The sequence below is a fragment of the Blastococcus sp. SYSU D00820 genome (assembly GCF_054050695.1).
Genome location: NZ_JBJGZW010000002.1, coordinates 18,947 through 31,901, shown reverse-complemented (window position 1 = coordinate 31,901; position 12,955 = coordinate 18,947). Strand labels below are relative to the sequence as shown.

Sequence of the window (12,955 nt, the reverse complement as noted above, 5' to 3'; positions counted from 1 at the left end):
CGCCACGCTCGCCGGCATGAGCGCGCCGACCGCCGCCGACCGCCGTGTCCGCTGGCTGCGCACCGCCGCCGCCGTCACCCGCTCCGGGCTCCTGCCCACCGGCTCCCGCCGCGCCGCGGTGTGCGGCGCCGCCCGCCTGCTCACCGCCCTGGGCGTGCGCGTGGAGGTGCACGCCTCGCGCACGGCCTGGCCCCGCACCGGGCCGGCGCCCCTGGTCGTCGCCAACCGCGTCTCGCCGCTGGACGACCTCGCGCTGCTCACCGCGGTGCCCGGCGTCCTCGCCCTCGACGGCGGCCGGGCCCGCACCCGCGGCGGCCTGCGCCTGCCGAGCGTGCCCGCCACCTCCGGCGCCGTCGCCGCCGCCCTCCTCGCGGGGACGGCGGTCACCGTGCGTCCCGAGCAGCCCGGCCCCGGCGGCGGCCTCGGCCGGTTCGACCCCTCGCTGTTCCGCGCCGCGGTCACCACCGGCGCGCCGGTCTGCCCGGTCGCCGTCCGGCACCGCGGCGGGGACGGCCGGCCGCTCCCCGGCACGGCGGCCGCGACCGGGCTGCGCGCCGAGCTGCCCCGGCTCGTGGCGACCGGCGGGCTGGTCGTCGAGGTGCACCTGCTGCCCGCCCTGGCGGTGGCCGCGGCGGACGCCGCGGAACTCGCCACGCTCGCCGAGTACGCCGTCGCCGGCGTGCTGGAGTCCGGGCTCCGGGGCGGGCCCCGGCTCAGCGCTCGGTGACCCGGCCGCCCTCCACGTGCAGCCGGCGGGTGGTCTCGACCGCCGCCAGCATCCGCCGGTCGTGGGTGACCAGCAGCAGCGTGCCGCGGTAACTCGCCAGCGCCTGCTCCAGCTGCTCGATGGCCGGCAGGTCCAGGTGGTTGGTCGGCTCGTCGAGCACCAGCACGTTGACCCCGCGGGCCTGCAGCAGGGCCAGGGCGGCGCGGGTCCGCTCCCCCGGCGACAGCGTCTCCGCCGGGCGCAGCACGTGGTCGGCTCCGAGCCCGAACTTGGCCAGCAGGGTGCGCACCTCGGCGGTCGGCCAGTCGGGCACCTCGGCCGAGAACGCGTCCAGCAGCGGCTCGGCACCGAGGAAGCGGCCGCGGGCCTGGTCGACCTCGCCGATCTGCACCGAGGGGCCCAGCGACGCCGTCCCCTCGTCGAGCGGCACCCGGCCGAGCAGCGCGGCCAGCAGCGTCGACTTCCCCGAGCCGTTCGGTCCGGTGATCGCCAGGCGGTCGCCCCAGTCGACCTGCAGGTCGACCGGGCCGAGGGTGAACGCCCCCCGGCGGACGACGGCGCCGCGCAGGGTGGCCACCACCGCACCGGCGCGGGGCGCGGCGGCGATCTCCATCCGCAGCTCCCACTCCTTGCGCGGCTCCTCGACGACCTCGAGCCGCTCGATGCGCCGCTCGGTCTGCTTGGCCTTGGCGCCCTGCTTCTCCGCGGTCGCCCGGGTGTGGGCCTTGATGTGCTTGTCCGGGTCGGTGCTCTTCTTCACCGCGTCGCGGACGCCCTTGGCCAGCCAGTTCCGCTGCATGCGGGCCCGGGCCTCGAGCTCGGCCTTGGTCTCGGCGAACTCCTCGTACTCCTCGCGGGCGTGCCGGCGGGCCACCTCGCGCTCCACGAGGTAGGCCTCGTACCCGCCGTCGTGCACCCGCACCAGCTGCTGGGCGAGGTCGAGCTCGACCACCCGGGTGACGGTGCGGGCGAGGAACTCCCGGTCGTGGCTGACCACGACGATGCCGCTGCGGCCGGCCGAGACGAACCGCTCCAGCTGCTCCAGACCGGGCAGGTCCAGGTCGTTGGTCGGCTCGTCGAGCAGCAGGACGTCGTAGCGGGACAGCAGCAGCGCCGCCAGCCCCACCCGTGCGGCCTGCCCGCCGGAGAGCCCGGTGGTGGCCGCGTCGAGCGCGACGCCGGGCGCCACCTCGGCCACGACCTGCTCCGCGCGCTCCTCGAGGTCGGCGCCGCCGAGGGCCAGCCACCGCTCCAGCGCGTCGGCGTAGGCGTCGTCGGCGCCGTCCACCCCGGCGCCCAGGTCGTCGGCCGCGGCGTCGAGGGCGGCCTGCGCCGCGGCGACGCCGGTGCGCCGGGCCAGCAGCCCGGCCACCGTCTCCCCCGGCCGGCGGTCGTGCTCCTGCGGCAGGTGGCCGATAGTGGCGCTCGGCGGGCTGACGGTGACGCTCCCGGACTCGGGGGCGTCGACGCCGGCGAGGATCCGCAGCAGCGTGGATTTACCCGCGCCGTTCACGCCGACCAGCCCGACGACGTCGCCGGGGGCGACGACGAGGTCGAGGCCGGAGAAGAGGACGCGGGTGCCGTGGCCGGCGGCGAGGTCGCGGGCGACGAGGGTGGCGCTCATGGTGGTGCTCCCGGTGGTGTCAGGTCGTCGGAGGACGGGGGTCACCGGGTCGCGAGCACGGCGCCAGGTTACCCCGGACGCCGGCGGTCACCGACCGGTTTCCGGTCCGTCCTCCTCCTCGTCGAGCTCCAGCACCTCGTCGGCCATCTCGTCGAGCATGCCCTCGAGGGCGTTGTCCTCCTCGCCCTGCGGACGGCGCCGCACCAGCCACGGCTGCAGGTGGTCGTAGCCCCGGACCGAGACCCGGCGCAGCGGCCGCACCCGGTAGGCCGGCAGCCGGCGCAGCTGCCGGGCCAGCTCCCGGTCCACGAGCACGGTGCCCGGCCGGGCCAGCGAGGTGAGCCGGCTGGCCAGGTTCACCACCGGCGAGTAGACGTCGCCGAGGTGGGTGAGCACGGTGCCGTAGGCGGCGCCGACCCGCAGCGGCGGCCGGTCCTCGGCGTACCAGGCGCCGGGCAGCTCCAGCCCGATCTCGACGGCGGCGACCGCGGTGGCGGCGGTGTAGAGGACGCCGTCCCCGACCGTCTTCACCACCCGCCCGGCGTGCCGGGCGATGACCTCGGCGGCGGTGGACTCGAAGTCCTCGATCATCGCGCCCAGCTCGCGCCCACCCATGCCGCGGCTGCGCGAGGTGTAGCCGACCAGGTCGGCGAAGCCGACGGCGAGCTGCCGGCGGTCGCCGGGCCCGGTGACGGCCAGCACGCGGTCGGCGTTGGCGGCCAGGTGCCGGCGCCACACGTAGTCCTGTACCTGGCGCAGCAGCGGCAGGAGCGTGCGCGCGGTCGCCACTGCCTGCTCGGCCACGGCGCCGGGGTCGGGGTCGGCCGCGCCGTCCTCGGCGCGCATGCCGCGGGTGAGCACGTCGGCCAGCATGTCGGCCTGCCAGTCGGCCAGCCGGGACAGCGACTGCCCCATGGCCCGGGCGATCGAGGCCTCGGTGTCGGGCCCGACGAAGCCGGACTCGATCAGCGCCGAGAGGAGGCCGAGGGCCTGCACGTCGGCATCGGTGAAGACCGCCTCGTCGTCCGCGGCGTCGGCGAAGCCGAGCGCCCGCCACAGCCGCTGGGTGCGCTCCGGCGGCATGCCCGACAGCGCGGCGACCTGCAGACGGGTGTAGCGCCGCGGACCGTCGAGCAGCAGCCGCTCGAGGGCCTCGCGGGCGTCGCGGGCCGGGTCGGGCCGCGGATCGTCCATGCCGGGTCGGGCGCCGGGTCAGCCGGTCGTGTGGACGACCAGCACGTCGCAGGCCGAGCGGCGGGTCGCGTCGGCCGGCACCGAGCCGAGCAGCCGGCCCTTGATGCTGTTGAGCCCCCGGTTGCCGACGACGAGCAGGTCGGCGGACTCGCGGCGGACGACGTCCAGGAGCGCCTCGACCGGGGAGCCGACGACCGCGACGGTGCGGACGTCGCCGGCGCCGGCGCGGCGGGCCTCGTCCGCGGCGGTGCGGACCGTCTCCTCGGCCGGCGAGGAGCCGACCACCTGGTAGGCCTCGTCGCCCAGCACGTCCTGGGCGCGGCTGAGCTCGCGGTCGTCGTCGGGCGAGGGCAGGTAGGCGCAGGCGATGACGAGGGTGGCGCCGCAGGCGCCGGAGAGGGCGCCGGCCCGGGCCACCGCGCGCAGCGAGGACTCCGAGCCGTCGGTGCCGACGACGACCGTGCGGTACGCGCTCACCTGCTGATCTCCTCCCGTGGCGCGGGCTCGGGCGCCCGCCGAGCGCAGCGTAGGCGAGCGGGCACCCCGGATGTGCCCGGGGTCACGGACGCCACCCGGCCGGGTGCGCGACGCGCCTGCCGGGGGTCCCGGGGACGCCCGGCCGTGCGCTTGGATGGACGGAGACGGGCAGCGGACGAGGAGGCGCCATCAGCACCGCCAGCAGGCCCCGGCGAGACCCCGTGCGGGTCGAGGTCCGCGGGCTCACCAAGACCTTCGGCACCGTGCGCGCCGTCGACGACCTCAGCTTCACCGTGGAACCGGGCGCCGTCACCGGCTTCCTCGGCCCCAACGGCGCCGGCAAGACCACGACCCTGCGCATGGCGCTGGGGCTGCTGGTCCCCGACTCCGGGACGGCGACCTTCGCCGACCGGCCGTACACGGCGCTGGCCGAGCCGGTGCGCACCGTCGGCGCGGTCCTGGAGACCGCCTTCCACCCCGCCCGGTCCGGCCGCAACCACCTGCGGGTCTACTGCCGCGCCGCCGGGCTGCCCCTGGGCCGCGCCGACGAGGTGCTGGGCCAGGTCGGGCTGACCGCCGCCGGCGACCGCCGGGCCGGCGGCTACTCGCTCGGCATGCGCCAGCGGCTCGCGCTGGCCACCGCGCTGCTCGGCGACCCGTCGGTGCTGGTGCTCGACGAGCCGGCCAACGGCCTGGACCCCGAGGGCATCCAGTGGCTGCGCGGCTTCCTGCGCCACCTGGCGCACGAGGAGGGGCGCACCGTCCTGGTCTCCAGCCACCTGCTCGCCGAGGTGGAGCAGACCGCCGACCGGGTGGTCATCGTCGGCGCCGGCCGGCTGGTCCGCGAGGGGTCGCTGACCGAGCTGCGGGCCGGGGCGGAGGGCGCCGGCACGGTGCTGGTGCGCAGCCCCGAGGCCGGGCGGCTGGCCGAGCTGCTCGGCCAGGACGGCCGCCGGGTGACCGTCGAGGACCCGACCCGGCTCACCATCACCGGCGTCACCACCGACGAGGTCGGGCGGGCCGCCTTCACCGCCGGCGTCGAGCTGCACGAGCTGCGCGCGCACACCAGCGGCCTGGAGGACATCTACTTCCGGCTCACCAGCGGCCAGGAGCAGTACGCCGCCACGACCCCGGGAGAGGCCCGATGACCCGCCTGGTGCGCGCCGAGTGGACCAAGCTCTTCAGCACCCGGGTGTGGATCGGGCTGGTCCTCGGCGCCTGCGTCATGGCCGGCGGCTTCGCCGCGCTGTTCACCGGGCTGGCCGGCGTCGAGCAGAACGGGCAGCCGGGCCTGCCCGAGGTCGGGACGCCGCAGTACGAGGAGGTCGTGTTCGCCGTCGCGGCCAACGCCAGCGTGCTGTTCCTGATCCTCGGCATCATCGGGATGACCCAGGAGTACCGGCACCGCACGGCGACGCCGACGTTCCTCACCACGCCCCGCCGCGGCAACGTCGTGGCCGCCAAGCTGGTCGCCTACGCGGTCGTCGCGGTGCCGTTCGCGCTGCTCGTGCTCGTCGTGGACGTCGTCGTGGTGCTGCTCTACGCCGGCGCCCGCGGCGCGGCCCCGTCGCTGGACGCGGACAACCTGCAGACCCTCACCGCCGCCGGGCTGGTGCTGGTGGTCTTCGCCGTCATCGGCGTCGGCGTCGGGGCGCTGCTGCGCAACCAGGTCGGGGCGATCGTCGGCTCGCTGGTCTACCTGTACGTCGTCGAGCCGATCGTCGCCTCCATCGGGGCGATCCAGGGCGCCTACAAGTGGCTGCCCGGCGGCGCGGTCCAGGCCGTGACCTCCGACTTCCAGGCCCCCGACCTGCTCGAACCCTGGCAGGGTGCGCTGCTGCTGCTCGGTTACGGTCTGGTGGCCGCCCTGCTCGGCACGTTGCTCGCCGTCCGCCGCGACGTGGTCTGAGCCCCGCCCGAACCCGCGACCCGGGGGGACCTCCCGCATGACCACCCGTATGACCCCGCAGCGCCTCGGCCGGCTCATCGCCGACGGCGACACCGACGCCGTCCGGACCGCCGTCGCCGGCGATCCGCGGCTGCTGGCCGGCACCGTCGAGCACGACGGCCAGTCGGGCTGGACGCCGGTGCACCTGGCCGTCGCGGGCGGCCGGGCCGAGGTGCTGCGCGTGCTGGTCGAGGCCGGGGCCGACCTCGACGCCCGCACCGACCGCGAGCGCACCCCGCTGCACACCGCCCTGGAGCGGCGGCCGGAGATGGTGCTCACGCTGCGCGAGCTGGGCGCCCGCGTCGACGCGGCCAGCGCCGCCTACCTCGACGACGTCGAGCAGCTGACCGCCGAGCTCGACGGCGGCGCCCCCCTGTCGGACCCGGTGACCGGCGTGGACCTGCTCAGCTGGGCGGCCTACGGCGGCGCCGCGGCGGCCGCGCGGCTGCTCCTGGAGCGCGGTGCCGACGCCGACGCCGGCGCGCTGCACGCCGCGGCGGCCCGCGGCCGGACCGCCGTCGTCCGGCTGCTGCTGGCCGCTGGCGCCGACGCCGACCGGCACGACCCGCGGACCGGCCGCGCCCCGCTGCACGCCGCGGTGGCCGAGGCACCGGCCGGCGACGCGCCCGAGGTCGTGCGCGAGTTGCTGGCCGCCGGCGCCGACGTCGACGCCACCACCGACGACGGCGCCAGCGCCCTCGACATCGTCCGGGTGGCCGCCGCCCGCTCCCGGCGCGACGACGCAGGTCGGGCCGGGGCGCTGGACGCGCTGGCCGAGCTCCTGGTCTCCTCCGGCGCCACCCACTGACCCCATCCGCCCCGCGGGGCGACCGCAGCCGCCGGGGCCCCGGTGCGCGCCGATCACGACCGCGTGACGGGCGTAGAGTCAACCCCTGGTCCAGACACGTCCCCCGACGACGAAGAAGGCACACGACCCCGTGTCAAGCGTGAGCTCATCCCGGCCGTCCGCCAGCCCTGCCTCGACCTCCGCGGTGGCGGGGTTCGGCACCAACGAGTGGCTGGTCGAGGAGATGTACCAGCAGTACCTCGCCGACCCCTCCAGCGTGGACCGGGCCTGGCACGACTTCTTCACCGACTACCGGCCCGGCAGCCCGGTCGCCGCCAGCGACGACCGCGAGCAGCCGCGCTCCGGGGGCAACGGCGCGGCGCCGCAGGAGGCGCAGCCGGCCCCGGCCGCCCCCGCGCAGCAGCCCGCCGCCGCCGCGCCCGCGCGGCCGCAGCAGCAGGCCGGCTCCGGGCGGCAGGCCACCACGCCGCAGGCCACCACCGTGGACGCCCGCACCGAGGCCACCGTCGTCGACCGCGCCGCCGACCGCGCCGACCAGCAGGAGAAGGCCGCCCCGGCGCCGAAGCCGGCCGCGAAGCCCGCGGCGGCCAAGCCCGCCGCCGGCGAGGGCGGGCCGAAGCAGTCCCCGCTGCGCGGCGCCGCGGCCAGCGTGGTCAAGAACATGAACGCCTCGCTGACCGTTCCGACGGCCACCAGCGTGCGCGCGGTGCCGGCCAAGCTCCTGGCCGACAACCGCATCGTCATCAACAACCACCTGACCCGCTCCCGCGGCGGGAAGGTGTCCTTCACGCACCTGATCGGCTACGCGCTGGTCCGGGCGCTGGACGACTTCCCGAACATGAACAACGCCTTCGCCGAGGTCGACGGCAAGCCGGTGCTGGTGCAGCCCGAGCACGTCAACTTCGGCCTGGCCATCGACCTGCCCAAGCCCGACGGGTCCCGCTCGCTGGTGGTCGCCTCGATCAAGGCCGCCGAGCAGATGGACTTCGCCCAGTTCTGGGGCGCCTACGAGGACATCATCCGGCGGGCGCGGAACAACAAGCTCACCCTGGAGGACTTCCAGGGCACCACGATCAGCCTCACCAACCCGGGCACCATCGGCACCAACCACTCGGTGCCGCGGCTGACCGCGGGCCAGGGCGCGATCATCGGCGTCGGCGCCATGGAGTACCCGGCCGAGTTCCAGGGGATGAGCCCCGACGCGCTCACCGACATGGCGGTCAGCAAGATCATCACGCTGACCTCCACCTACGACCACCGGATCATCCAGGGTGCGGAGTCCGGTGACTTCCTGCGCCGGCTGCACGCGCTGCTGCTGGGTGAGGACGGCTTCTACGACGAGGTCTTCCGCTCGCTGCGGATCCCCTACGAGCCGGTGCGCTGGATGCCGGACGTCCGGGTCAGCCGCGAGGGGCAGATCGACAAGGAAGCCCGGGTCATCGAGGTCATCGAGTCCTACCGGCGCAACGGCCACCTCATGGCCGACACCGACCCGCTGGAGTTCAAGGTCCGGACCCACCCCGACCTCGACATCCTCCAGCACGGCCTGACCCTGTGGGACCTCGACCGCCAGTTCCCCGTCGGCGGCTTCGCCGGCGAGCGGATGATGGCGCTGCGCGACATCCTCGGCGTGCTGCGCAACTCCTACTGCCGCACCGTCGGCGTGGAGTACATGCACATCACCGACCCCGAGGAGCGCGAGTGGATCCAGCGCCGGGTCGAGGTCAAGCACGAGCAGCCCGACCGTGACAAGCAGAAGCACGTCCTGGGCCGGCTGAACGCCGCCGAGGCGTTCGAGACCTTCCTGCAGACCAAGTACGTCGGCCAGAAGCGGTTCAGCCTCGAGGGCGGCGAGTCGCTGATCCCGGTCCTCGACGAGGTGCTGCTCGCCGGCACCGACCACGGCCTCGACGAGGTCGCGATCGGCATGCCGCACCGCGGCCGGCTCAACGTGCTGGCCAACGTGCTCGGCAAGAGCTACTCGAAGATCTTCGGGGAGTTCGAGGGCAACATCGACCCGGGCACCGTCCAGGGCTCCGGCGACGTGAAGTACCACCTGGGCGCCACCGGCCGGTTCGCCAACCCGTTCCAGCCGGACAAGGAGATCGCGGTCTCCCTGGCGAGCAACCCCTCGCACCTGGAGACGGTCAACCCCGTCCTGGAGGGCATCGCCCGCGCCAAGCAGGACATGATCGACAAGGGCGAGGGCGGCTTCACCGTCCTCCCGGTGCTCCTGCACGGTGACGCGGCCTTCGCCGGCCAGGGCGTGGTGCAGGAGACGCTGAACCTCTCGCAGCTGCGCGGCTACCGCACCGGCGGCACCGTGCACGTCGTCGTCAACAACCAGGTCGGCTTCACCACCAGCCCGGCGTCCTCGCGGTCGAGCCTCTACTCGACCGACGTCGCGCGGATGATCGGCGCGCCGGTCTTCCACGTGAACGGCGACGACCCCGAGGCGTGCGTGCGGGTGGCCCGGCTGGCGGTCGACTACCGGCAGGAGTTCAAGAAGGACGTCGTCATCGACCTCGTGTGCTACCGCCGCCGCGGGCACAACGAGGGCGACGACCCGTCGATGACCCAGCCGCTGATGTACGACATCATCGACCGCAAGCGCTCGGTCCGGAAGCTCTACACCGAGGCGCTGATCGGCCGCGGGGACATCACCCTGGCCGAGGCCGAGGAGGCGCTCAAGGACTACCGCGACCAGCTGGAGCGGGCCTTCGCCGAGACCCACGACGCCAAGGACGCCTCCAAGCCGCAGCCGGTCATGGACCCGCGCACCCCGCAGGAGTCGCAGGTCCCGACGGCGATCTCGCGCGAGGTGCTCAAGGCCGTCGGCGACGCGCACGTGTCGCTGCCGCAGGACTTCACCGTGCACCCCAAGCTCCAGCGGATGCTCGAGCGGCGCGCGGCGATGGCCAGCGAGGGCGGCATCGACTGGGCCATGGGCGAGCTGCTGGCCTTCGGGTCGCTGCTGCTGCAGGGCGTCCCGGTGCGGCTGGCCGGCCAGGACTCGCGCCGCGGCACGTTCGTGCAGCGCCACTCGGTGCTCATCGACCGCACGACCGCCGCGGAGTACACGCCACTGGCCCACCTCTCCGAGGACCAGGCGAAGTTCTTCGTCTACGACTCCCTGCTGTCGGAGTACGCCGCGCTCGGCTTCGAGTACGGCTACTCGGTCGCCAACCCCAAGGCCCTGGTGCTGTGGGAGGCGCAGTTCGGCGACTTCATCAACGGCGCGCAGATGGTCATCGACGAGTTCATCAGCTCCGGCGAGGCCAAGTGGGGCCAGCGCTCGGGCGTCGTGCTGCTGCTGCCGCACGGCCTCGAGGGCCAGGGCCCGGACCACTCCAGCGGTCGCATCGAGCGGTTCCTGCAGCTGTCGGCCGAGAACAACATGACCGTCGCCAACTGCTCCACGCCGGCGAACTACTTCCACCTGCTCCGCCGGCAGGCGCTCTCCGACGTGCACCGGCCGCTGGTCGTGTTCACGCCGAAGTCGCTGCTGCGGGCCAAGGCCGCGGTCAGCTCGGTCGCGGACTTCACCGAGGAGTCCTTCCGGCCGGTGCTGCCCGACACCGGCGTCGGCGGCGACCCGCTGGACGACGGCGCGGTGCGGCGGGTGCTGCTGTGCAGCGGCAAGGTCGCCTACGACCTGATGGCCGCCCGCGAGGCCGAGGGCCGGGCCGACACCGCGGTGGTGCGGGTCGAGCAGCTCTACCCGCTGCCCGCCGAGCAGATCGCGGCCCAGCTGGAGCGCTACCCCGACGCCTCGGACGTGGTCTGGGTGCAGGAGGAGCCGGCCAACATGGGCGCCTGGCAGTTCATGGCGGTCAACCTGCCCGAGCACCTGCCGGCCGGCCGCCGGCTGCGCCGGGTGTCCCGCCACGCCTCGGCCAGCCCGGCCGTCGGCTCGGCCAAGGTGCACGAGGTCGAGCAGAAGCAGCTGGTCGCGCAGGCCTTCGCCGACTGAGGTCGCGCACCGGTGTACTTCACTGATCGGGGCCTCGAGGAGCTGGCCGACCGGCGGGGCGAGGAGCAGGTCTCCCTCGCCTGGCTGGCCGGCCAGCTCCAGGCCTTCGTCGACCTGAACCCCGACTTCGAGGTGCCGATCGAGCGGCTGGCCACCTGGCTGGCCCGCGGCGGCACCGACGACGAGGAGGAATGACGTCGTCCGGAGGACGACGTCATCGCGGGTTGCTCGTCCTCCTCGGGGCGCTGTCGGCGTTCGGGCCGCTGTCGATGGACCTCTACCTGCCGGCGCTGCCGTCGGTGGGCGAGGACCTCGTCGCAGGGCAGAGCTCGGTCCAGCTGACCCTCTCCAGCGTCGCCGTCGGCCTGGCCGCCGGGCAGCTGGTGGCCGGGCCGCTGTCGGACCGGTTCGGCCGCCGGGTGCCGCTGCTGCTCGGCGTCGGCGCGTGGGCGCTGGCCTCGCTGCTGTGCGCCCTCTCCCCCACCGTCGGGGTGCTCGTGGCCATCCGGCTGCTGCAGGGCCTCGGCGGCGCGGCGGGCATCGTGCTGGCCCGCGCCATCGTGCGCGACCGCTACTCCGGCACCGAGTCCGCCCGCATGTTCGCCGTCCTGGCCTCGATCGGCGGTGCCGCTCCGGTGCTCGCGCCGCTGGTCGGGGGCCAGCTGCTGCGGGTGACCGACTGGCGCGGGCTGTTCGTCGTGCTCGCCGGCATCGGGCTGCTGCTCCTGGTCGCCTCGGCGTGGCGGCTGCCGGAGACGCTGCCGCCGGAGCGGCGGGTGTCCGGGGGTCTCCGGACGACCCTGCGCAACGGGCGGGCGCTGCTGGCCCGGCGCGCGTTCCTGGCCGCCGTCCTCGCGCAGGGGCTGGCCTTCGCCGCCCTGTTCACCTACATCTCCACCTCCTCGTTCGTGCTGCAGGACGGCTTCGGGCTCACCGCCCAGCAGTTCAGCCTGGTGTTCGGGGTCAACGGCATCGGCATCGTGCTGGCCGGCCAGGTCTCCCGCGTGCTGGTCGGCCGCGTCGGCGCCCGGCGGCTGCTGCGTGCCGGGCTGTTCGTGCAGGTCGCCGGTGCGGTCGCCCTGGTCGTCGCGGCGCTGGCCGGAGCCGGGCTGCCCGTCGTCCTCCCCGCCCTGTTCGTCGTCGTGGCCGCCACCGGGGTGGTGCTCCCCAACGCCACCGCGCTGGCCATGGCCGGCGCCGCCCGCATGGCCGGCACCGCCTCGGCTCTGGTGGGGGTGGGGCAGTTCGCCGTGGCCGGCGTGATCGCGCCGCTGACCGGCCTGGGCGCCGCCGGCACGCTGCTGCCCATGGCACTGGTCGTGCTCGGCTCGGCGGCACTGGGGGCGGTCGCCGCGGGGTCGGTGCCCCGGCAGCCGGACGCCGGCGACGTTCCGCTGGCCGAGCCGGCCGCCACCACCTCCGCCTGATCCCCGGAGCGCCTCCCCCGCCTCCGGCCCGGACGGCGGCACCCTGCGCACGTGCTCGGTCACTCACACGCGCTGTCCGGCCTGGCGGTGGGCGCCGCGACGCTGCCCTGGGCCCCGGTCGACGGCACGGTGGCCCAGGTCGCCTGGGTCGCCGCGGTCGGCGGCTTCGCGATGCTGCCCGACCTGGACCACTCCGGCTCCACCGTGTCGGACATGTGGGGCCCGATCACCGACGTGCCCTCCGGCGCGATCGGCCGGCTGGCTCAGGGCCACCGCTGGGGCACCCACGACGCCGTGCTCGCCCCGCTGGCGTTCGGGGCGCTGGCCCTGGCCGCGGCCAACGCGTTCTGGTCGAGCCTGCTGCTCATGGCCCTGGCGATCGGCCTGGCGCTGCGGGCGCTGCACTTCGTGATCCCGGGGCGGGCGGAGAACACCGTCGTCGGCAACCTGGCGCTGTCGTGGGCGGGGGCGTGGTTCCTGCTCGACCACACCCCACCGCCGACGTGGATGCCCTACGCGGTGGCCGCCGGCGTGCTCACCCACATCGCCGGTGACCTGATCACCAGGCAGGGCGTGCCGGTGCCCCTGGTCTGGATCCTCAAGCGCTGCCGGCTGGCGCTCACCCCGATGCGCACCGGCACCGTGCTGGAGAAGGCGGTCCTCGCGCCCGCCTTCGGCCTCGCGACGCTGTGGTTCCTCTACGAGAACACCGCCGTGCGCGAGACCATCGACCCGCTGATCCGGGACGTCCTGAGCTCGGGCTGACCCCCCGACCGG

The 12,955-nt window shown here is 75.2% G+C and carries 11 protein-coding genes; 8 read left to right on the top strand and 3 right to left on the bottom strand.

All coding sequences use genetic code 11. The features are described from left to right. Positions 1 to 16: 16 nt before the first annotated feature. Positions 17 to 727, top strand: a complete 711-nt coding sequence (locus ACI79R_RS04150) for a hypothetical protein (RefSeq protein WP_456572311.1) — start codon at positions 17 to 19, stop codon at positions 725 to 727. On the opposite strand, the gene ACI79R_RS04145 is transcribed toward ACI79R_RS04150, so the two are convergent. The 3 genes from ACI79R_RS04145 to ACI79R_RS04135 form a co-directional block, all read right to left on the bottom strand. Beyond that, positions 714 to 2,351: an ABC-F family ATP-binding cassette domain-containing protein gene (locus tag ACI79R_RS04145; protein ID WP_456572310.1), complete on the bottom strand. Its 1,638-nt coding sequence runs from the start codon at positions 2,349 to 2,351 to the stop codon at positions 714 to 716. The two genes, ACI79R_RS04150 and ACI79R_RS04145, sit on opposite strands and share 14 nt — an antisense overlap. An 87-nt stretch (positions 2,352 to 2,438) precedes the next feature. Then, positions 2,439 to 3,545 (bottom strand): adenylate/guanylate cyclase domain-containing protein, encoded by a 1,107-nt coding sequence (locus ACI79R_RS04140; protein WP_456572309.1) that lies wholly within the window; start codon positions 3,543 to 3,545, stop codon positions 2,439 to 2,441. 18 nt (positions 3,546 to 3,563) lie between these two features. Then, a complete protein-coding gene (locus ACI79R_RS04135; protein WP_456572308.1) occupies positions 3,564 to 4,022 on the bottom strand; it encodes a universal stress protein in 459 nt (152 codons plus the stop codon). A 221-nt stretch (positions 4,023 to 4,243) separates the two neighbouring features. On the opposite strand from ACI79R_RS04135, the gene ACI79R_RS04130 reads away from it, so the two are divergent. The 7 genes from ACI79R_RS04130 to ACI79R_RS04100 all read left to right on the top strand — a co-directional run bounded on the left by ACI79R_RS04130 (position 4,244) and on the right by ACI79R_RS04100 (position 12,943). Beyond that, positions 4,244 to 5,170 (top strand): ABC transporter ATP-binding protein, encoded by a 927-nt coding sequence (locus tag ACI79R_RS04130; RefSeq protein WP_456572307.1) that lies wholly within the window; start codon positions 4,244 to 4,246, stop codon positions 5,168 to 5,170. Continuing rightward, positions 5,167 to 5,931 (top strand): ABC transporter permease, encoded by a 765-nt coding sequence (locus ACI79R_RS04125; protein ID WP_456572306.1) that lies wholly within the window; start codon positions 5,167 to 5,169, stop codon positions 5,929 to 5,931. The genes ACI79R_RS04130 and ACI79R_RS04125 overlap by 4 nt, the downstream gene beginning before the upstream one ends. Positions 5,932 to 5,968: 37 nt before the next feature. Next, a complete protein-coding gene (locus tag ACI79R_RS04120; RefSeq protein WP_456572305.1) occupies positions 5,969 to 6,778 on the top strand; it encodes an ankyrin repeat domain-containing protein in 810 nt (269 codons plus the stop codon). A gap of 139 nt (positions 6,779 to 6,917) precedes the next feature. After that, entirely contained in the window at positions 6,918 to 10,751 is a 3,834-nt protein-coding gene (locus tag ACI79R_RS04115) for a multifunctional oxoglutarate decarboxylase/oxoglutarate dehydrogenase thiamine pyrophosphate-binding subunit/dihydrolipoyllysine-residue succinyltransferase subunit (protein ID WP_456572304.1), read from the top strand. Positions 10,752 to 10,763: 12 nt separating this feature from the next. Beyond that, complete coding sequence (locus tag ACI79R_RS04110) at positions 10,764 to 10,946, top strand: DUF6104 family protein (protein ID WP_456572303.1); 183 nt, start codon at positions 10,764 to 10,766, stop codon at positions 10,944 to 10,946. Further along, positions 10,943 to 12,178, top strand: coding sequence for a multidrug effflux MFS transporter (locus ACI79R_RS04105; protein ID WP_456572302.1), 1,236 nt, complete (start codon positions 10,943 to 10,945; stop codon positions 12,176 to 12,178). The genes ACI79R_RS04110 and ACI79R_RS04105 overlap by 4 nt, the downstream gene beginning before the upstream one ends. A 51-nt stretch (positions 12,179 to 12,229) precedes the next feature. Beyond that, complete coding sequence (locus ACI79R_RS04100; protein ID WP_456572301.1) at positions 12,230 to 12,943, top strand: metal-dependent hydrolase; 714 nt, start codon at positions 12,230 to 12,232, stop codon at positions 12,941 to 12,943. Positions 12,944 to 12,955 lie beyond the last annotated feature (12 nt).